The following is a 20026-nucleotide window of genomic DNA, read 5'->3' as shown; positions in this document are numbered from 1 at the left end:
AGTCGATATGAACGAGTTGGATTCTCTGGTCGAGAGCGCGCAGCAGCTGTTCGCGCAGGCACAAACCCCCGCTGATCTGGAAAACGCCAAGGCGCAGTTTCTGGGCAAGTCGGGCAAGGTGACCGAGCTCATGAAGGGCATGGCGCAGCTTTCCGTCGAAGAGAAGAAGTCGCGCGGAGCCGCCATCAACGTGGCCAAGCAAGGCATTGAGGCCGCGCTGACCGCGCGCCGCAAGGCCCTGGCCGATGCCGAACTGCAGGCCCACCTGAAGGCCGAGGTGCTGGATGTGACCTTGCCGGGCCGCCGCCGTGGCCAGGGCGGCCTGCACCCCGTGTCGCTGACGCTGGAGCGCATCGAGGGCATCTTCGGCTCCATGGGTTTCGATGTGGCCGAGGGCCCCGAGATCGAGTCCGACTGGTTCAACTTCACGGCGCTGAACACGCCGGAAGACCATCCCGCCCGTTCCATGCACGACACCTTCTACGTGGAAGGCGGCACGGAGCAGGCCCCCAATCTGCTGCGCACGCACACCAGCCCCATGCAGGTGCGCCACGCCGTGCAGCACGTCAAGAAATACCGTGAGCGGCTGGACGCCGGCCAGGGCATGCCCGAGATCCGCGTGATCGCGCCGGGCCGCACCTACCGCGTGGACAGCGATGCCACGCACTCGCCCATGTTCCACCAGTGCGAAGGCCTGTGGATTGGCGAGAACGTCAGCTTCAAGGACCTGAAGGTGGTCTTCACCGACTTCTGCAAGACCTTCTTCGAGAGCGACGACCTGGTGCTGCGCTTCCGTCCCAGCTTCTTCCCCTTCACCGAGCCCAGCGCCGAGATCGACATCCAGTTCCAGAGCGGCCCGCTGGCCGGCCGCTGGCTGGAAGTGGCCGGCTCCGGCCAGGTGCACCCCAACGTGGTGCGCAACATGGGGCTGGACCCCGAAAAGTACATCGGCTTTGCCTTTGGCATGGGGCCTGACCGCCTGACCATGCTGCGCTATGGCGTCAACGATCTGCGACTGTTTTTTGACGGCGATATCCGCTTCCTGTCGCAATTCCGTTGATCCGGCTGCAAGCCTTCGCCAAAGAGTCCGCCAGCGCCACGGCGCGCGGACCGAACCAACGCCAAAGAGTCTGATATGCAATTTCCCGAATCCTGGCTGCGCGAGTTCTGCAATCCGCCGCTGACCACCCAAGAACTGGCCGACACCCTGACCATGGCCGGCCTGGAGGTGGAGGAGCTGGAGCCCGTGGCGCCGCCGTTCACCAAGATCGTCGTCGGTGAGATCAAGGCTGCCGAGCAGCATCCCAATGCCGATCGCCTGCGCGTGTGCCAGGTCGATGTGGGCGGACCCGAGCTGCTGACCATCGTCTGCGGCGCGCCCAACGCGCGCGTGGGCATCCGCGTGCCCTGCGCCACGGTGGGCGCCGAGCTGCCGCCCGGTGAAGATGGCAAGCCTTTCCTGATCAAGATCGGCAAGCTGCGCGGTGTGGAGAGCTTCGGCATGCTGTGCTCGGCACGCGAGCTCAAGCTGTCCGAGGACCATGGCGGCCTGATGGAGCTGCCGCTGGACGCGCCCCTGGGCCAGAACATCCGCGAGTACCTGAACCTGGATGACACGCTGCTCACGCTCAAGCTCACGCCCAATCTGGCGCATTGCCTGAGCGTCTACGGCGTGGCGCGCGAAGTGGCTGCGCTGACCGGCGCGCCGCTCAAGCCCCAGTCGTTCACGCCTGCCGCCGTGGGCGTGCAGGACAGGCTGGCCGTGAAGATCGAGGCGCCCGACCTGTGCGGACGCTTCTCGGGCCGCGTGGTGCGCAATGTCAACACCCAGGCGAAGACGCCGCAGTGGATGGTCGATCGCCTGGCGCGCTGCGGCCAGCGCAGCGTGGCGCCGCTGGTGGACATCTCCAACTATGTGATGTTCGAGCTGGGCCGTCCTTCGCACATCTTCGACCTGGACAAGATCCACGGCGGCCTGCAGGTGCGCTGGGGCAAGGAAGGCGAGCAGCTCAAGCTGCTCAACGGCAACACCGTCACCGTGGATGGACAGGTGGGCGTGATCGCCGATGACCGCGAAGTCGAGTCGCTCGCCGGCATCATGGGCGGCGACGCCACGGCCGTGTCCGACGACACGCGTCACATCTACATCGAGGCCGCATTCTGGTGGCCCAAGTCGATTGCCGGCCGTTCGCGCCGCTACAACTTCTCCACCGATGCGGGCCACCGCTTCGAGCGGGGTGTCGATCCCGAACTGACGGTCGAGCACATCGAGCGCATTACCGAGCTGGTGCTGCAGATCTGCGGCACGCCCGAGACCGTCTGCGGCCCCATCGACGACCAGCAGGCCAACATGCCCCAGCCCAAGCCCGTCACGCTGCGCGTGGCGCGTGCGGCCAAGGTCATCGGCATGCCGCTCACGCAGCAGCAGTGCCACGATGCGCTGGCCGGCCTGGGCCTGCCGGTGGAGCAGGGCGATGGCGTGCTCACCGTCACGCCGCCCAGCTTCCGCTTCGACATCAACATCGAGGAAGACCTGATCGAGGAAGTGGCGCGCATGGTGGGTTACGAGAACCTGCCCACGACCAAGCCGCTGGCGCCCATTGCGCCCAAGCTGCGCGCCGAAAACCGCCGCAGCCAGTTCGCCGTGCGCCGCGCGCTGGCCGATCTGGGCTACCAGGAAACCATCAACTTCAGCTTTGTGGAAGCCGCATGGGAGAAGGATCTGGCCGGCAACGCCAATCCCATCCAGCTGCTCAACCCCATCGCAAGCCAGCTCAGCGTGATGCGCTCCAGCCTCATCGGCTCGCTGATGCAGGTGCTCAAGTTCAATGCCGACCGCAAGGCCGAGCGCGTGCGCGTGTTCGAGCTGGGCCGTGTCTTCCTCAAGGATGACAGCGTTGTTGACAGCGACACCACGGTCAAGGGCTTCTACCAGCCCATGCGCGTGGCGGGCCTGGCCTGGGGTGCTGGAGAGCAGCTGCAATGGGGCCGTGCCGAAGCCAAGGTGGACTTCTACGACGTCAAGGGCGATGTCGAGGCGCTGCTGGCGCCGCGCAAGCCCGTGTTCGAGCCGGCCGAGCATCCGGCCATGCACCCGGGCCGCTGCGCGCGCGTGCTGCTCGATGGCCAGTCCATCGGCTTCATCGGCGAGCTGCATCCCCAGTGGCGCCAGCAATGGGATCTGGCACAGGCGCCCGTGCTGTTCGAGCTGGAGCTCGATGCCGTGCTGGCGCGCGAGGTGCCGGTGTTCAAGCCCGTGGCCAAGCACCAGGCCGTGGAGCGCGACATTGCCGTGGTCGTGAACGAAAAGGCCACGCATGCCCAGCTGATGCAGGCGGTGGAAGCTGCCCAGACCGGCGGCCTGCTGCGCTCTGCCGTTCTGTTCGATGTATTCCGCCCCAAGGCGCTCAAGGCCGGCGAGACAGCGGCACCGGGCGCGCTGGCGCAGGACGAAAAGAGCCTGGCCGTGCGCCTGACGCTGGGCAATGACGACAGCTCGCTGACCGATGTGCAGATCGAACAGGCCGTGCAGGCCGTGCTCGAGCAGCTGCAGCAACGCCTGGGCGCGCGCCTGCGCGCCTGATGGAAGGCCCATGCCGTGAAAGGAGATCCCGTGATGGAACTGACGGTGGAAAGTCTTGATTCGCCCGCGCTGACCAAGGCGCAGCTGGCGGACCTGCTGTTCGACGAGATCGGCCTGAACAAGCGCGAATCCAAGGAAATGGTGGATGCGTTCTTCGAGCTGATCTCGCAAAGCCTGGTGACGGGCGAGGATGTGAAGCTGTCGGGCTTCGGCAACTTCCAGATCCGCACCAAGGCGCCGCGTCCGGGGCGCAACCCGCGCACGGGCGAGGCCATTCCGATCGAGGCGCGCCGCGTCGTGACCTTCCATGCGAGCAGCAAGCTCAAGGAGCAGATCCAGGAAGGCACGACGGGCTCCGCGTCCTGAAGGGTCGCCCCCCGGGGCCCGGCTTGCCGTGGCCCAGCTGTCGTCAGCCTGTCTGCCTTGCGGTGGATGGGCTGTTTTTACGACAGGGTGCTGGCCTGCAAGCGAGCTGTGCAGTAGGCTCGGCCTTCTTCCCGGATCGGCATCCGCGCACCAGCGGCATTGCACATCCTGACCTCATCCACATTTGCCATGGCTTCACTTCTGCCCCAGATTCCCGCCAAGCGCTACTTCACCATCGGTGAGGTCGCGGATCTGTGCGACGTCAAGCCGCATGTGCTGCGCTATTGGGAGCAGGAGTTCACGCAGCTGCGTCCCATGAAGCGGCGCGGCAATCGCCGCTACTACCAGCACCACGAAGTGCTCATGATCCGGCGCATCCGTGAGCTGCTGTACGAACAGGGCTTCACCATCAACGGCGCGCGCAACCGCCTGCGCGAAGCCTCGGGGTCTGCCGTGGTTCCCGCGCTGCAGGCCGGTGTCGTGGTGTCGGCGCCGGCTGCCGCGCCGCTGCTCGGCGGCGATGCCGCGGCCAGCGTTCCGCTGGAGCCGGAGGCCGTGCGCGAGGAGCTTTTGCAGATTCGTGCGCTGCTTTCTATTTGAGAGCAAAAAGCTGTATATAATTGAATTCTTCGGCGTGTAGCGCAGCCTGGTAGCGCACTTGCATGGGGTGCAAGGGGTCGCGAGTTCGAATCCCGCCACGCCGACCATAAATGAATACGGACCACAGCTTCTGGCTGTGGTCCGTTTTTCTTTGTGCCATCGCCAACCGCTACCAACCGCTGAAGGGGAGCGGCCGTTGCGCAGGAATCAACCCTGAGCGCAGGTTGCAAGCAGCCATTGCCGGAAGGCTGCCAGCGCCGGCAGTGTCGCGTTCCTCTCGGGATAGACCAGGTAGTAGCTGCGCTGGCTGGGGATGGCGTCTCCCACCACGTGCAGCTCACCGCGCGCCATCTCCTCTTCCACCAGCACCCGTGGCACCAGGCCCACGCCCATGCCTGCCAGCACGGCCTGTATCAGGTGCGAGGTCAGCTCGAAGCTGGGCCCTATCCGCATCTGCCGGTGATCGAGCCGATAGTGCGTGAACCACTCGCTCCAGGCCTGCCGGTTGCTGGCCACCGTGAGCAGCACCTGCTGGCCCGCCCAGTCCGGCGAGGCTGCTGCCTGCCCGGCCTGCTGCAGCGCCTGCGGGCTGGCCACCGCCACCAGAAACTCGTGGTACAGGCGATGCGCGGTCAGCCCGGGCCAGTCTCCCGTGCCCACGGTGATGGCGGCGTCTATCTCTGCGCTGTCGAAATCGATATCGCCGATGCGCGAGTGGATGTGCATCGTCACCCCGGGCTGCGCCTGGTAGAAGCCATGCAGGTGCGGCAGCAGCCATTTGGAGCCGAAGGTGGGCAGGGTGGCCAGGTTGAGGGTGCCACCGCCGGACTGGCGTGACATGGCCTGCAGGGTGGCGCTGCGTATGCGGCCCAGCGCGGCGCCCAGGTCGATGAAGTAGCGGCGTCCCACGTCGGTCAGGCGCACCGTGCGGCCCTCGCGGCGGAACAGGCTGATGCCCAGCTGCGCCTCCAGCGTCTGCACCTGCCGGCTGATGGCGCTCTGGCTGAGCGACAGCTCCTCGGCCGCACGCGCATAGCTTTCGTGGCGCGCGGCCGCCTCGAAGACCAGCAGCAGGGACATGGAGGGCGTCAGGCGTCGGTAATTCATGAGTTTTATGCAGTGTTTGCGGTAGCAATTTTCGTTTGTTCCAGAGGAAGAGTGTAGAGATACTTGCGGCCATGGTCGGCCTGAAATCGTGTATTGCATGCATGGGTTTCCTGGGCTGATCGCCTGCAACAAAACTCCCCACCTTGCCCTCCATGTCGATTGCCCCACTGCCCCACGCCGGCGCCCCCGTGCCTGCCCAATACCTTGAGTTTCTTGAAGCACTGAAGGCCACCGGCTTCGAGGGCGACGTGGACACGGACCATGCCAGCCGCACCGTGCTGGCCACGGACAACTCCATCTACCAGCGCATGCCGCAGGCGGCCATCTACCCGCGTCACGCCGAGGATGTGGCCAGGGCGGCGCAGGTGCTGGCGCGGCCTGAGTTCCGCGATGTGGTGCTGACACCGCGCGGCGGCGGCACGGGCACCAACGGGCAGTCGCTCACGCATGGCGTGACCATGGACTTGTCGCGGCACATGAACGGCATCCTCGAAATCAATGCCGAGCAGCGCTGGGTGCGCGTGCAGGCCGGCGTGGTCAAGGACCAGCTCAACGCCGCGCTCAAGCCATACGGGCTGTTCTTTGCCCCCGAGCTGTCCACCTCCAACCGCGCCACCATCGGCGGGATGATCAACACCGATGCCAGCGGGCAGGGCAGCTGCACCTATGGCAAGACGCGCGACCACGTGCTGGCGCTGGACTTCGTGCTGCTGGGCGGCGAGCGCCTGCACAGCGCGCCGCTGGATGCCGAGGCGCTGGAGCGCATGTGCGCCGATTCGGGCCGCATCGGCAAGGTGCACCGCACGGCGCGGCGCATCAGCGAGGACCAGGCGGAGTTGATCGAGGCCAGATTCCCCAAGCTCAACCGCTGCCTCACCGGCTATGACCTGGCCCATCTGCGCGTAGGCGACGGGCGCTTCAACCTCAACAGCGTGCTGTGCGGCGCCGAAGGCTCGCTGGGCTTCGTGGTGGAGGCGAAGCTCAATGTGCTGGCCATTCCCCGCTATTCGGTCCTGGTCAACGTGCGCTATGCGGGCTTCATGGATGCGCTGCGCGATGCGCGCGCGCTGATGGCGCACCGGCCGCTGTCCATTGAGACGGTGGATTCCAAGGTGCTGTTGCTGGCCATGAAGGACTTCGTCTGGAGCAGCGTGGCCGAGTACTTCCCGCAGGACGGGCAGCGCCCCACGCTGGGCATCAACCTGGTGGAATTCAGCGGCGACGATCCGCAGGAGGTCGATGGCCGCGTGCAGGCCTTCCTCGCGCACCTGGGCGCGGATACTTCCGTGGAGCGGCTGGGCCATACGCTGGCGGCCGGCAATGCGGCGGTCCACCGCGTCTATGCCATGCGCAAGCGCGCCGTGGGCCTGCTGGGCAACGTGGCGGGCGAGGCGCGGCCCCAGCCCTTTGTCGAAGACACGGCCGTGCCGCCCGAGAACCTGCCCGAGTTCATTGCCGAGTTCCGCGCGCTGCTGGACAGCCACGGCCTGCAGTACGGCATGTTCGGCCACGTCGATGCCGGCGTGCTGCATGTGCGCCCCATCCTGGACATGAAGAACCCCGTGGACGCCGCCCTGGTGCGCCCCATCTCCGACGCGGTGGCCGAACTCACGCAGCGCCACGGCGGCCTGCTGTGGGGCGAGCACGGCAAGGGCCTGCGCTCCGAATATGTGCCGGCCTTCTTCGGCGAGCTGTATCCCTCGCTGCAGCAGCTCAAGGCCGCCTTCGACCCGCACAACCAGCTCAACCCCGGCAAGATCGCCACGCCGCCGGCCAGCAAGACCTTGCTGCTCAAGGTGGACGGCGTCACCACGCGCGGCGAGCTGGACCGGCAGATCGACGAGCGCGTATGGCAAAGCTATGGCGCGGCCATGCACTGCAACGGCAACGGCGCCTGCTACAACTTCGATCCGGACGACGCCATGTGCCCGTCCTGGAAGGCCACGCGCCAGCGCGTGCATTCGCCCAAGGGGCGGGCATCGCTGATGCGCGAATGGCTGCGCCTGCAGGGGCAGGCCGGCGTGAACGTGCTGGAGGTCGCGCAGCGGCCCCAGCCCTTCCTGTCCAGCCTGGCCGCGCGCTGGCGCAACAGCCGCGCGGCGCGCCGCGGCGAGGCCGATTTCTCTCACGAGGTCTATGACGCCATGGCCGGCTGCCTGGCCTGCAAGTCCTGCGCCGGGCAGTGTCCCGTCAAGGTCAACGTGCCCGAATTCCGCTCGCGCTTTCTGGAGCTCTACCACCGCCGCTACCTGCGGCCCGTGCGCGACTACCTGATCGGCTCGCTGGAGTTCACCATGCCGTGGCTGGCGCGCATGCCCGCGCTCTACAACGGGGTGATGGGCTCGCCATGGATGCGCGATGTGCTCAGCCGTCGCATCGGCATGGTCGATGGCCCGCTGCTGAGCCGGCTGGACCTGGCAGCCACCTTGCGGCAATGGAAGGTGCGCGCGGCCGATGCGCAGGCGCTGGCTGCGCTCACGCCCGAGCAGCGCGCACGCAGCGTGGTCATCGTGCAGGACAGCTTTACCCGCTACTTCGAGACCGGCCAGCTGCAGGTGCTGATCGAGCTGGCGGCGCGCCTGGGATTCCAGGTCTGGCTGGCGCCGCTGCTGCCCAATGGCAAGCCGCTGCATGTGCAGGGATTCATGGGCGCCTTTGCCAAGGCGGCCATCCGCAATGCCGCGCAGCTGGCGCAACTGGCGCAGTCCGGCGTTGCGCTGGTGGGGCTGGACCCGGCCATGACGCTGGCCTATCGGCAGGAATACCTCAAGGTGCCGGGCATGGGCAAGGTGCCGAAGGTCGCGCTGCCCCAGGAGTGGCTGCTGCAGGTGCTGCCCGAGGCTGTGACCAGCGTGGCCAGCGTGGCCTACCGGCTGCTGCCGCACTGCACTGAAAAGACCAATGCGCCCGACAGCGGCAAGCAGTGGACGCAGCTTTTCGAGCGACGGGGGCTGCGCCTGAGCGTGGAGGCCACGGGCTGCTGCGGCATGTCGGGCACCTACGGGCATGAGGCGCGCAACCTCGAAACCTCCAAGACCATCTATGCCCAGTCATGGGAGAAACAGATCGAGAGCAAGCAGAACCTGGGCGAGCCGCTGGCCACCGGCTATTCCTGCCGCAGCCAGGTCAAGCGACTGTCTGCACGGCAGCTGCGCCATCCGTTGGAGGCCTTGCTGGACCACGTGCGCGCCACGCATCAGGGGTGAGAAGATGCGGGGGCTGATCGTCGCCATTTCAGGAATTTGCAGACATTTTTGAAAAATCTCTGCGTTTTCCCTGAAGGCCTGTTTTTAGTCCCTATAATTCAATGCTTCGGCGTGTAGCGCAGCCTGGTAGCGCACTTGCATGGGGTGCAAGGGGTCGCGAGTTCGAATCCCGCCACGCCGACCAAAACGCAAAGCTCCTGACGGAAACGTCAGGAGCTTTTTGCTTTGTACGTTCGTTTTTTTGCGCGTTCGATTTTGCGCGCGATGGCGCCTTGCCGCGAAGAGAAAGTGCAGCTTCGCCAGGCAGGTCCATCACGGATGGCGAGGGCAGCCAGCGCATGAAAAGTCCATGCACCGCGAAGATGCGCGTCCCGGTCTGGGCACGTAAAACCTGCACCTACAATGGCGTCTTTTGTAACTGACGATTTCTTCCTGGTCTCGCACATGATGGATGGACTGATTACCGGCAGACTCACCGGTACGCCCGAACACCGCAGCGACCGCAATCGGCGCCCCTTCATGGTGGCCCGCGTGCGCTCCGAGGCATCCGATGGCACCTCCATCCCGGTCAACGTGGTTGCATTCGATGCCCAGGCCTGCGAGGTGCTGCGCAATCTGATCGAAGGCGATGCCGTGGCGCTGCGTGGCAGCTTCACGCCCAAGGTCTGGATAGACCGCCAGGAGCAACCCCATCCCGTACTGGATGTCGTGGCCCACCAGGTCATGGCAACGCCCGAGTTCCAGGACCGCTGACGCCCGCGCTGCGGCGCCGGTTGTGAGCTACTGAAAAAACTGTCTAGCCGCAGTGTGCCGCTACGGCCGCCGCGCGCTGTGTTGGCGCTACAGTGTGCGCCTGTGTTTTTGACAGGTTACAAGGAACCGCATCCATGCCCACCAAGCGCCATTTCCTCCGCCGCACGCTCACGGCCGCCGCGATTGCCAGCACCGCAGCCATGACCCTGCTGGCCATGCCCGCGCAGGCGCAGGACAAGCCCATCAAGGTCGGCGTCACGGCCGGCCCGCACGCCCAGATCATGGAACAGGTCAAGAAGGCCGCCGAGAAGAACGGCCTGAAGATCCAGATCGTGGAATTCGGCGACTACGTGCAGCCCAATGCCGCGCTGTCTGCCGGTGACCTGGACGCCAACAGCTACCAGCACCGCCCCTACCTCGACGCCCAGGTGCGCGACCGCGGCTACAAGATCGGCTGGGTGGCCGACACGGTGAATTTCCCCATCGGCATCTATTCCAAGAAGATCAAGCAGCTGGCAGACCTGCCCCAGGGCGCCAAGTTCGGCATCCCCAACGATCCCACTAACGGTGGCCGCGTGCTGCTGCTGCTGCAGGCCCAGGGCCTGATCAAGCTCAAGGAAAGCGCGGGCCTGAAGGCCACGCCGCTGGACGTGGTCTCCAACCCCAAGAAGCTGCGCTTCGTGGAGCTGGACGCAGCCCAGCTGCCACGCTCGCTGGATGACCTAGACGCCTCGGCCATCAACACCAACTTCGCGATCTCGGCAGGCCTGAACCCCAAGACCGATGCCATTGCGCAGGAAAACGCCAAGAACCCCTATGTGAACATCCTGGTCGCGCGCGATGCCGACAAGGGCAAGCCCTGGGTGGCGCAGCTGATCAAGGCCTACCACTCCGATGAAGTGCGCCAGTTCATCGATGTGCAGTTCAAGGGATCGGTGATTCCTGCGTTCTGAAGAACGCACCCCCTGAGGCGCTGACGCGCCTTCCCCCTCTCTACCCGCTTCGCGGGGGAGGGGGACGACACCCTCGGTGCGGGGCTGCCCTTCCTCGGTGTCCCCGAGTTGGGCCTTGGTGGTGCCATCGCCATGACCCGTACTAGTGGGCGCGAGCTCGCAAAGCTGCCGATTTCGGCAGCTTTTTTTATTCTCCCAGCACTCTGAAGTATTCGGTCAGCGGTGCGCGGGTGGTCTGGGTGCGGTTGACGGGGGCGGCCTCGTCGGGCCAGCCCAGGGCCAGGCCGCAGACGATGTGCTCGCCGGGCGGCAGGTCGAGCACGCGGCGCACGGTGTCGGGGTAGGAGGCCAGGGCGCCGATGGCGCAGCTGCCCAGGCCCTGGGCGGCTGCGGCCATTTGCAGGCCGTACAGGGTCATGCCCAGGTCCATGTAGCCGCCTGCGCCGAAGCGGGCGTCGATGCTCACGACCAGGGCCACGGGCGCGTCGAAGAAGCGGTAGTTGCGGCCGAACTGCGCGTCGCGCCCGGCACGGTCCTCGCGGGCCACGCCCAGGGCGCTGTACAGGGCCTGGGCCGACGCCACCTGGCGCTTGCGCAGCGCCATGGGCATGGGGCGGGGGAAGTAGCCGTAGTCCTCGCGCTCAGGCGCTCCGCCTTGCCAGTCGGCCAGCAGTGCCTGTGTGAGTGCGCCGCGCAGGCTGCCGCGCACCTGGATGAACTGGCCGGGCTGCAGGTTGCCGCCGCTGGGCGCCCGGCGGGCCGATTGCAGCAACTGGTGCAGCAGCGCGTCCGGCACAGGATCGGGCCGGTAGGCGCGCACGGAGCGGCGCGCGTGCACCAGGGCCTCATGCGCATCGCCAAAGGGAAGGGTGTCGGACGGTGGGTTGGCGGACATGGGAAATGCGGAGTCCATGGATTCAAAGCGCCTGCACCAGGCAGGCCGCACCTATGCCGCCCGCCCCTGCAATGGCGGCCAGGCCCAGAGCCGGTCTGTGGGCTGCTGGCGTGCGGTGCAGGTCTGAGAGCATGCGCACCAGCGCAACCGCGCCCGATGCGCCAATGGGATGGCCGCGCGCCAGGCCACCGCCGCCGGTGTTGAGCTGCTGCAGCGGCAGGCCCAGGGTTTCGGCAAAGGCCAGGGCCTGCACGGCGAAGGCATCGTGCAGCTCCACAGCCTGGAGCTCTGCCGCAGTCAGGCGAGGAAGCTGCAGCGCTGCGGCTGCACGCTCCAGCACCTGCTGGGCCGCCAGTGCGGCGGCGACCAGCGGTGTTTCCGGCGCATGGCCCAGCGAGGCACTGGCCACCCAGCGGGCGCGTGGCTGCAGGCCCAGGCGTGCACAGGCCTGCGGCGTGGCCAGCAGCACCAGGGCTGCGCCATCGGCCTTGGGCGAGATGGTGGGCGTGCTCAGCGCATGGCGCTGGCGTGCATGGGCGTCAACGGCGCCAGCCGCTTCGGCCACCACGGGCATGCGGGCAACGCGGGCCGGGTTCAAGGCGCGCGGATAGGCGTCGTGGTCCAGCCCCGCCATGGGCACGATCTCTTGGGCCAGCCGGTCGCGGTGCGCGAGCGCAAGCGCGTGGCTGTGGATGGCATGGGCCTCCTGAACGGCGCGGGTGATGCCGTGGGCCAGTGCATGGTCTGCGGCCGATTGCAGCAGGTCCGGGTCGCGTACGGGGTCGGGAGCGAACGCGGGGCGGTCATAGGTGACGGGCAACTCGCCTGCATGGCGCGGGCGTGTCTGGCGGATGGGGGCACGGCTCCAGGCCTCGGCACCACCGGCCACCACGATATCGGCCTGGCCCGACAGCAGCAGGCCCGCAGCCAGGGCCACGCTGTCCAGGCCAGAGCAGCATTGAGTGTCCACGCTGTGGGCCGCGCAGCGCTCCGGCAGGCCCGCAGCCAGGGCCAGCATGCGGGCCGGGTTGCCGCCTGCGCCCAGGGCGTTGCCTAAGACCACGGCATCCACGGCCCGGGCAGGCAGGCCGGCCCGGGCCAGCAGGGCCTGGAGCACGGGCGCGCCCAGTTCGTGCGCCGCAAGCTCGCGCAGCGCACCGCCCACGGGGGCGACGGGGCTGCGCGCCCAGGCCAGGATGACGGGGGCGTCTTGCGGGTTCATGGCAGGGGCAGCAGCGCGGGTTCGCCGGGCAGTGGCTGGCCAGTGTCCGTGGCCGCCAGCATGCGCGCCAGCCGGCCATGGTCGGTCTTTCCGCTGGCGGTCTGCGGCCAGTCGGCGCAGCTCCACCATTGGCGCGGCAGCTTGTAGCTTTCCAGCCGCTCGCGCAGCCAGGCCGCCAGCGCCTGTGCGGAGCCTGCGGGCGCGGCGCCGTGCCATTGCACGACGGCGTGCACCTGCATGCCGCGCAGGGCGTCGGGCAGGCCTTGGATGGAGACCTGGGCCACGCCCGGGTGCGCGGCCAGCAGGGTCTCGACTTCTTCGGGAAACAGGTTCTTGCCTTGGGTGACGAGCATGCGGCTCTGGCGTCCGGCCAGGCACAGCTGGCCGCCGCCATCGATATGGCCCATGTCGCGCACGGACAGCCATTCGCCGTCGCGCAGCGCGGCCGTGCCGTCGCGGGCCTCGCCCACATAGTCCATGAACAGCATGGGGCTGCGCATGTAGATCAGGCCGTCCTCGCCTGGCTGCAGGGGCTGGTCGCCGGGCTGCTGCGTGGCGGGGCGGATCTGCAACTGCACATTGCTGAAGGGCCGGCCCACGGCCTGGGGCGGGGCCTGTTCGTCGGCCTCCATCCAGGCGATGAAGCTGGCCTCCGAGGCACCGTAGAACTCGATGATGCGTGCGCGCGGAAACAGCGCGCGCAGGGCCGGGGTCTGGGCGCGCATCCAGCGCGCGCCGCTGATCATGATCAGCTCCACGTCGGGGATGGGCGCCAGCGCGCGGTGTGCGGCCCATTGCAGCATCAGCAGCAACTGGCTGGGCACGGCGACCAGGCAGGGCGCCTCGCCGCGCGCCAGGCTGGCCAGGCAGCGCGCCGCTGAGAACCGCTCCTGCACCACGGCGCCTTCGCCGCACCACAGGCCCTGCATCACGCCGAACAGGAACAGCGAATGCGAGATGCGCCCGGGCGCCATGGTGCGCTGCGCGGCCACGGGGCCGAAGTCCTGCAGGCAGACGCGAAAGCTCTCTGTCCACGAACGGTGGTGGCGCATGAAGCCCTTGGGCAGGCCGGTGCTGCCCGAGGTGAAGCCGGTGTAGAAGGCGCAGGTGGCCGTGGCCTCGGCCAGTGGGCTGGGCGCGGTGGGCAGCCAGCTTTCGATGCGCTGGCGCACGGCATCGGGCCAATCGGGGTCGGCCACGGCGGCGCAGCGGCCGCTGTGCAGGATGGCGAGGAATTCGACGATGGCATCCACGGTGCTGGCGCTGCCGCCCGTGTCCAGCAGCAGCATCTCTGGCGCCTGGCCGGCCACCAGCGCGGCCGAGCGCTGCAGCACGGCGGCATGCAGCGCGGCAAAGCTCCATTGGCCCGCCTCGCTTTGCAGCGCCATCGCATCGGGGCGCTGCCGGGCCCAATGCTCCAGCGGGCCATGGACCAGGGTCCACGGGTGCTGCAGCGGCGCGGCCAGCGGGTGGGGCGCGAGTGGCTCAACCATGCTGGCGGCCTCCGAACGGCCAGTCCGGCATGCCGCGCGCCACCGTGTGCACCACCAGGGCGCACAGCACGCACTTGATCAGATCTCCGGGCACGAACAGCAAGGTGGCCATGAAGGCCTGCGACAGGCTGAGCTTGGCCATCAGCATGAGGCCCAGCACGCCAAAGGCATGCAGGGCCACCAGCCCGCCCAGCGCCGAGGCCGCAAAGGCGCTGAACGCCGCGCGCCGGGGCGAGCCCTGGGGCAGGGCACGCATGACCAGGCCGGCAATGCAGGCCGCCAGCGGGTAGCCCAGCAGGTAGCCGGCCGAGGGCGCCATGAAGACGGCAATGCCGCCGCGCCCGCCCGACAGCAGGGGCAGGCCCACGGCCACGGCCGCGAGGAACAGCAGCATGGACTGCATGCCGCGCCAGGGGCCGAGCATCACGCCGGCCAGCATCACGCCCAGCGACTGGATGGTGATGGGCACGCCCAGCGGCAGGTCGATCTTGGGAATCAGGCCCATGACCGCCATCAGCGCCGCAAACAGCGAGACCTGGGCCATGGAGCGCGCGGAGGCGCGTGAGACGGTGGAGGGGGCGGTCATGGACGGTTCTCGGAAGGTTCTCGCAAGGCTTTTGCGTATGGATCGGTCGGGAAATGGGGCAGGGCAGGCCTCAGCGGCCCAGGCGCGCCCACAGCGCATCGGACACGCGGCGCGTGGCCTGCAGCATGTGGATGGTCAGCGGCGCAATCAGGCGCAGGCCGCCGGCGCGGCCCGTGCGCAGCCGGTGGGCGTCGTCCATGCGCTTCCACTGCACGAAGAAATGCTCGGTGAAACGCAGCATCAATGCCAGCTGCAGGGCCACCTGTTCGGGGGAGATGCCGATGCGCTCCAGCGGCGCCAGCAGCCGCTCCAGCACATCGACCAGATCGCTGGGGCGTGTGCTCACGGTCAGCGCCATGCCCAGCGTGGAGGCGCAGACCAGGCGCAGCGCGCTGGCGGCGGCCAGGGCGTAGTGCTGCATCCACACATGGAAGGCAGCGACCAGCAAGGCGGCCACGGTGACCGACAGCATGAGCCGCCGTGCGCCCTCGGTGGCGCGTCCCAGCGACAGCCACAGCAGGCCGCAGGCGGCGCCAGCCAGGGCCAGCAGCCACGGTGAATCGATGAGGAACAGGCCCGTTCCCAGCAGCGCCATGAGCAGCAGCTTGCGGCCCGCGCTCCAGGCATGGAGCCAACTGGTGTATTCGCTGTAGAGGCTTCCCATGGTGGCCGGCTCCTGCGTCAGTCCTGCGCTTGCAGCCGGCGTGCCACGTCGGCTTCATAGGCCGCGCAGACCGCGTGGCCGGGGCCGTCTGCGCGCACTTGGCCGCGCTCCAGCCAGAGCACGCGGCCAAAGCTGCGCACGTGGTCCAGCACGTGGGTGGAGACCAGCACCTGCTGCTCGGCGGCCGCGATGTCCCGGGCCAGCCGCGCCTGGCCCGGCAGGTCCAGGCTGGCGAAGGGCTCGTCCAGCAGCAGCACGCGCGGCGCGGCAATGAGCAGGGCCAGCCAGCACACCTGCTGGCGCTGGCCCTGGCTGAGCCCGGCCACGGCGCGCGGTGCCCAGTCGGCCAGGCCGCGGCTGGCCAGCAGGGCACGGGCGCGCTCCGTGGCCTCGCGCCGCGAGATGCCCGAAGGGCGCAGACCCAGGGCCAGCTCTTCCTCCACGGTGGGGAAGATGATCTGGTCGTCGGGGTTCTGGAACATCAGCCCGACCTGGCCCGGGCGCTGTGCACGGGCCTCGTGCAGTTCGGTGCCGTCCAGCAGCACGCGCCCGGCCTCGGGCGCATCCAGTCCGCACAGCAGGCGGAACAGGCTGGTCTTGCCGGCGCCGTTGTCGCCGATGAGGCCCACGCGCGGCTCGTCCAGCCGCAGGTCGAGGCCGTCAAAGACTGTTGTGATGCCGCGCCGCAGGCGCACGGCTTCCACGCACAGGCTGGCGGTGCTGGCAGGACGGTCGGCAGTTCGGGAGGATTCGGGCATGGCAAAGGAAAGCGGGCACTTACCTGTAATGCACGCAACCGCAAGGGATCTTGCCGTTGTACAGGCCTGTCGGGGGCGGATTCTAGCAATGCCGTCCAGGCCGTACATCAAGGCTTGAAAGACGGCAATCGATATAAGCACCGTATTTTTTATTCTTTTGTTTGAACAACGTTTTGCAACACACTCGTTAGAACACTAATGACGGCAGATCCAGGGGATTCGCCTGTGCTTGGCGACGACGCAAGACAACGCATGCCCATCGGCTTGCAACTGCGTCCAACTCCTCAGCACAGGGCCCGGAAATTGCGCGCCATTGCCTGGAGATGGCGGTGCAAAGGCTGCCGTTGCCGATCCCAGGACCGTTTTCACTGCCGAACCGAGACTCCATGACCGTCCAGACCGCCCATTTGGCCCCGGAAAACGCGCTGATCCGCCTGCGCGACCTGCAAAAGAAATTTGTAACAGCCGATGGCAAGCACTTCGATGCCGTGCGTTCGGTATCGCTGGACATCGGCCAGGGCACGGTCTTCGGCCTGATCGGCAAGAGCGGTGCGGGCAAGTCCACGCTGCTGCGCCTGATCAACCTGCTGGAGCGTCCCGACAGCGGCGAGGTGGTGGTGGCAGGCCAGCGCCTGACCGACCTGGGCCGCCGCGCGTTGCGCGAGGCGCGCCAGAACATCGGCATGATCTTTCAGCAGTTCAACCTGCTGCAGAACGCCACCGTGTTCGAGAACGTGGCCTTTCCGCTGCGCATCCACGGTGGCCATTCGCGTGCCCAGATCGAGCAGCGCGTGCGCGAGTGCCTGGACATCGTCGGCCTGACCGACAAGGCGGCCAGCCATCCTGCCCAGCTGTCGGGCGGCCAGAAGCAGCGCGTGGCGATTGCGCGCGCCTTGGCGCCGCGCCCGCAGGTGCTGCTGTGCGACGAGCCCACCTCGGCGCTGGACAGCGAGACCACGCGCTCCATCCTGGCCACGCTGGCCGACATCAACAGCCGCTTGGGCGTGACCATCGTCATCGTCACGCACGAGCTGGCCGTGGTCGATGCGCTGTGCAGCGAGGTGGCCATCATCGAACAGGGCCAGGTGGCCGAACGCTTCACGCTGCCCGCCCTGCCGCAGGGCCGTGCCTACGAGGCGCCGCAGCGCGCCACGCTGCTGGGCAGCGAACTCGAGGCCCTGCGCGTGGAGCGTGCCGACAAGGCCCTGCGCGAGCGCGGCGCCACCCGTCCCGTGGTGCTGCGCGCCGTGGGCGGCTCCGAGCACTGATGGGGTCTTCGCCCCTTCCCGTTTTTCCCTTCTTTTCGATTCCGCATTCCCATGTCTGAAAACATCGTCGAAATCCTGCCCGAGCTGTGGCTGGCCATGGGCCAGACCCTTTTGATGCTGGGCATCGGCCTGTCGGCCGCCGTGCTCATTGGCGGCCCGCTGGGCGTGCTGCTGTTCCTGCTGGGCCCCGGCCAGTCGCTGGACAACCGCCCGGCCTTCGCCGTGCTGAACTGGACGGTCAACACCGTGCGGTCCTTCCCCTTCATCATCTTGCTGGTCGCGCTGGTGCCCTTCACGCGCTGGCTGGCTGGCACCTCCATCGGCCCGCTGGCTGCGGCCGTGCCGCTGTCCGTGGCGGCCATCCCGTACCTGGCACGCCTGGTGGACCAGTGCCTGCGCGATGTGCCGCGCGGCGTGATCGAGGCCGCGCACGCCATGGGCGCCTCGGAGCTGCAGATCGTCTGGCGCGTGCTCATCGTCGAGGCGCGTTCGGGCCTGGTGCTGGCGCTGACCGTGCTGGCCGTGAGCTTTCTGTCGTACTCCGCCATTGCCGGCGTGGTGGGCGGCGGCGGCATTGGCGATCTGGCCATCCGCTACGGCTACTACCGCTTCCAGACCGATGTGATGGTGCTCACCGTGACCATCCTCGTGGCCATGGTCCAGGTCATCCAGTTCGTGGGCAACACGGCGGCCCGCCGCCTGGACAAGCGCGGCTGAGTGCGCTGTCCAGACCCGCTTTCTTCTTTCTTCCCGCTCTCTCCCAAAAAAAGGATTCCGACATGACCGCATCCCTTTCCTTCGTGCGCCGCCACCTGCTGGCCTCGGCCGCCGCCCTTGCCGCTGCCAGCGTGCTGGCGCTGCCCGCCCACGCCCAGGCCGACAAGAAGCAGCTGGTGATCGGCGGCACGGCAGGCTCCAACATCGACCAGCTCAAGCAGGGCATCGTGCCGCTGCTGCAAAAGAAGGGCTACCAGGTCAAGCTGGTGGAGTTCAACGACTACGTGCAGCCCAACCTGGCGCTGGCCCAGGGCTCGCTGGATGCCAACTTCTTCCAGCACCGCGTCTACCTGCAGAAGTTCGCGGCCGACCAGAAGCTGGATCTGGTGGAGCTGGTGCAAGGCCCCATCGCCCCGCTGGGCGTGTACTCCAAGACCCGCAAGACCCTGGCCGAGGCCAAGGAAGGCGACCGCGTGACCCTGCCCAACGACCCCAGCAACCTGGCGCGTGCGCTGGTGCTGCTGGAGCAGGCCGGGCTGATCAAGGCCAAGCCCGGCATCGATCCGCTGCGCGTGTCTGAAAAGGACCTGGCCGAGAATCCGCGCAAGCTCAAGTTCATCCCGCTGGAAGCCGCACAGCTGCCGCGTTCGCTGGGCGACACCGAGTACGCCATCATCAACGGCAACTTCGCCATCTCTTCGGGCCTGAAGCTGACCGAGGCCGTCTCGCTGGAAAAGACCCCCGACCACTACCTGAACGTGGTGGCCATCAAGAAGAAGGACCAGGGCACGGCATGGGCCAAGGACCTGGCCGAGGTCTACCGCTCCGCCGAATTCAAGGCCGTGGTGGACAGCAAGTTCCAGGGCTACGCCAAGCCCTCCTTCCTACAGTGAGCCTGCTGAACGCGGCCACATAATGGCTGCTTGCGGGAGGTGCCCCTCCCGCCTCTTTCCCGCCCGTTTCCCGCCATTTCCTCCAGGAGCAATGCATGAGCCAGATCAAGGTCGCTGTCATCGTGGGCAGCCTGCGCAAGGATTCCTTCAACCGCAAATTCGCCGACGCCATTGCGCGCCTGGCACCCGAAGGCCTGGTCTTCGAGCAGGTCGCCATCGACAACCTGCCCCTTTACAACCAGGACCATGACGGCAATGAGGTGGACGTGGTCAAGCAGTTCCGCGCCCAGATCCAGTCGGCCCAGGCCGTGCTGTTCCTGACGCCCGAGTACAACCGCTCGATTCCCGGCGTGCTCAAGAATGCGTTGGACCAGGGCTCGCGCCCCTACGGCAAGAGCGTCTGGGCCGGCAAGCCCGCTGCCGTGGCCGGCGTCTCCGTGGGTGCCATCGGCACGGCGCTCGCACAGCAGCATCTGCGCAATGTGCTGGCCTACCTGGACATGCCCACGCTGGCCCAGCCCGAAATCTTCATCCAGGCCAAGGATGGCCTGTTTGCCGAAGACGGCTCCATCGGCGCCGGCAGCCGCGACTTCGTGAACGGCTTCGTGCAGAAGTTCGCTGCCTGGGCGCGCAAGCACCAGTGAGCGGTGCGGCAAGGCCGCTCAAGACACAAAAAAGCCCGGCAATGCCGGGCTTTTGCGTTGCGGCTCCTGTGAGCGCAGAGGTCAGGAAGCGTCAGAAGCGTCAGGAAGCGGGAGAGGGGTTGGCAATCGCCGCAGCAGGGCGCGCGGCGGACGATGCCTTCTCGCGCGCCTGGGCCTGGTCGATGGCGTCGATGATCACCACGCCGGTCGACTTGACACCGGGCGCCGAAAAGCCGGCACCGGGCGTCACGCCGGGATGGGCCAGCAGCTTGCGCGTCATTTCCTGGTTCAGCTGCTGCTGGCTGGGCTTGGCGGGGG

General features: G+C 67.5%; 18 protein-coding genes, 2 tRNA genes and 1 pseudogene. 13 read left to right on the top strand and 8 right to left on the bottom strand.

Going from position 1 to position 20026, the window contains the following annotated elements; all coding sequences use genetic code 11:
* Positions 1–7: 7 nt before the first annotated feature.
* The 5 genes from pheS to BW39_RS06175 all read left to right on the top strand — a co-directional run bounded on the left by pheS (position 8) and on the right by BW39_RS06175 (position 4656).
* Positions 8–1060 carry a phenylalanine--tRNA ligase subunit alpha gene (gene pheS, locus BW39_RS06195; protein WP_012206411.1) on the top strand — a complete coding sequence of 351 codons (1053 nt, stop codon included), beginning with the start codon at positions 8–10 and terminating at the stop codon, positions 1058–1060.
* Between the two features lie 75 nt (positions 1061–1135).
* Entirely contained in the window at positions 1136–3583 is a 2448-nt protein-coding gene (gene pheT, locus BW39_RS06190) for a phenylalanine--tRNA ligase subunit beta (protein WP_043820563.1), read from the top strand.
* 33 nt (positions 3584–3616) lie between these two features.
* Positions 3617–3949, top strand: a complete 333-nt coding sequence (locus BW39_RS06185) for an integration host factor subunit alpha (protein ID WP_012206409.1) — start codon at positions 3617–3619, stop codon at positions 3947–3949.
* Between the two features lie 189 nt (positions 3950–4138).
* Positions 4139–4549 (top strand): MerR family transcriptional regulator, encoded by a 411-nt coding sequence (locus BW39_RS06180; RefSeq protein WP_013801679.1) that lies wholly within the window; start codon positions 4139–4141, stop codon positions 4547–4549.
* Positions 4550–4579: 30 nt separating this feature from the next.
* Positions 4580–4656: transfer RNA gene (locus tag BW39_RS06175), tRNA-Pro, on the top strand.
* A 100-nt stretch (positions 4657–4756) separates the two neighbouring features.
* Here the strand turns inward: BW39_RS06175 and BW39_RS06170 are convergent.
* Positions 4757–5755, bottom strand: a complete 999-nt coding sequence (locus tag BW39_RS06170) for a LysR substrate-binding domain-containing protein (protein WP_081816134.1) — start codon at positions 5753–5755, stop codon at positions 4757–4759.
* A gap of 53 nt (positions 5756–5808) precedes the next feature.
* Here BW39_RS06170 and ydiJ point away from each other — a divergent pair, with 53 nt between their 5' ends.
* The 4 genes from ydiJ (at position 5809) to BW39_RS06150 (ending at position 10568) form a co-directional block, all read left to right on the top strand.
* Positions 5809–8862, top strand: coding sequence for a D-2-hydroxyglutarate dehydrogenase YdiJ (gene ydiJ / locus BW39_RS06165; protein ID WP_043820560.1), 3054 nt, complete (start codon positions 5809–5811; stop codon positions 8860–8862).
* Between the two features lie 107 nt (positions 8863–8969).
* A tRNA-Pro gene (locus BW39_RS06160) sits at positions 8970–9046 on the top strand.
* Positions 9047–9264: 218 nt separating this feature from the next.
* Entirely contained in the window at positions 9265–9615 is a 351-nt protein-coding gene (locus BW39_RS06155) for a single-stranded DNA-binding protein (protein ID WP_012206405.1), read from the top strand.
* Positions 9616–9749: 134 nt separating this feature from the next.
* A complete protein-coding gene (locus BW39_RS06150) occupies positions 9750–10568 on the top strand; it encodes a MetQ/NlpA family ABC transporter substrate-binding protein (RefSeq protein ID WP_043820558.1) in 819 nt (272 codons plus the stop codon).
* Positions 10569–10755: 187 nt separating this feature from the next.
* Here the strand turns inward: BW39_RS06150 and BW39_RS06145 are convergent, their stop codons facing one another.
* From BW39_RS06145 to BW39_RS06120, 6 genes are all read right to left on the bottom strand, one after another.
* Positions 10756–11481: a nitroreductase gene (locus BW39_RS06145; protein ID WP_043820555.1), complete on the bottom strand. Its 726-nt coding sequence runs from the start codon at positions 11479–11481 to the stop codon at positions 10756–10758.
* Positions 11482–11485: 4 nt separating this feature from the next.
* Positions 11486–12685 (bottom strand): thiolase family protein, encoded by a 1200-nt coding sequence (locus BW39_RS06140; protein WP_043820553.1) that lies wholly within the window; start codon positions 12683–12685, stop codon positions 11486–11488.
* Positions 12682–14178: an AMP-binding protein gene (locus BW39_RS06135; RefSeq protein WP_043820552.1), complete on the bottom strand. Its 1497-nt coding sequence runs from the start codon at positions 14176–14178 to the stop codon at positions 12682–12684. Before BW39_RS06135 ends, BW39_RS06140 begins: the two co-directional genes overlap by 4 nt.
* Positions 14171–14764, bottom strand: coding sequence for a biotin transporter BioY (locus tag BW39_RS06130; protein ID WP_013801685.1), 594 nt, complete (start codon positions 14762–14764; stop codon positions 14171–14173). The genes BW39_RS06135 and BW39_RS06130 overlap by 8 nt, the downstream gene beginning before the upstream one ends.
* A gap of 70 nt (positions 14765–14834) precedes the next feature.
* Positions 14835–15428: an energy-coupling factor transporter transmembrane component T family protein gene (locus BW39_RS06125; RefSeq protein ID WP_043820550.1), complete on the bottom strand. Its 594-nt coding sequence runs from the start codon at positions 15426–15428 to the stop codon at positions 14835–14837.
* A 17-nt stretch (positions 15429–15445) separates the two neighbouring features.
* Positions 15446–16186 (bottom strand): energy-coupling factor ABC transporter ATP-binding protein, encoded by a 741-nt coding sequence (locus BW39_RS06120; RefSeq protein ID WP_043820548.1) that lies wholly within the window; start codon positions 16184–16186, stop codon positions 15446–15448.
* Positions 16187–16572: 386 nt separating this feature from the next.
* On the opposite strand from BW39_RS06120, the gene BW39_RS06115 reads away from it, so the two are divergent.
* From BW39_RS06115 to BW39_RS06100, 4 genes are all read left to right on the top strand, one after another.
* Complete coding sequence (locus BW39_RS06115; protein ID WP_034395395.1) at positions 16573–17454, top strand: methionine ABC transporter ATP-binding protein; 882 nt, start codon at positions 16573–16575, stop codon at positions 17452–17454.
* Between the two features lie 51 nt (positions 17455–17505).
* On the top strand, positions 17506–18171 hold the full coding sequence (locus BW39_RS06110) for a methionine ABC transporter permease (RefSeq protein ID WP_012206396.1): 666 nt from the start codon (positions 17506–17508) through the stop codon (positions 18169–18171).
* A gap of 62 nt (positions 18172–18233) precedes the next feature.
* Positions 18234–19064, top strand: a complete 831-nt coding sequence (locus tag BW39_RS06105; RefSeq protein WP_013801689.1) for a MetQ/NlpA family ABC transporter substrate-binding protein — start codon at positions 18234–18236, stop codon at positions 19062–19064.
* Between the two features lie 95 nt (positions 19065–19159).
* Complete coding sequence (locus BW39_RS06100; protein ID WP_012206394.1) at positions 19160–19708, top strand: NADPH-dependent FMN reductase; 549 nt, start codon at positions 19160–19162, stop codon at positions 19706–19708.
* A gap of 100 nt (positions 19709–19808) precedes the next feature.
* On the opposite strand, the pseudogene BW39_RS06095 reads toward BW39_RS06100, so the two are convergent.
* Positions 19809–20026: pseudogene (locus BW39_RS06095) on the bottom strand (hypothetical protein); the annotation flags it as partial.

It is taken from the genome of Delftia sp. RIT313 (assembly GCF_000632165.1).
Lineage (GTDB): Bacteria > Pseudomonadota > Gammaproteobacteria > Burkholderiales > Burkholderiaceae_C > Comamonas > Comamonas acidovorans.
Note: the sequence above shows the minus strand (reverse complement) of the source record. Positions and strands in the feature narration are given on the sequence as shown.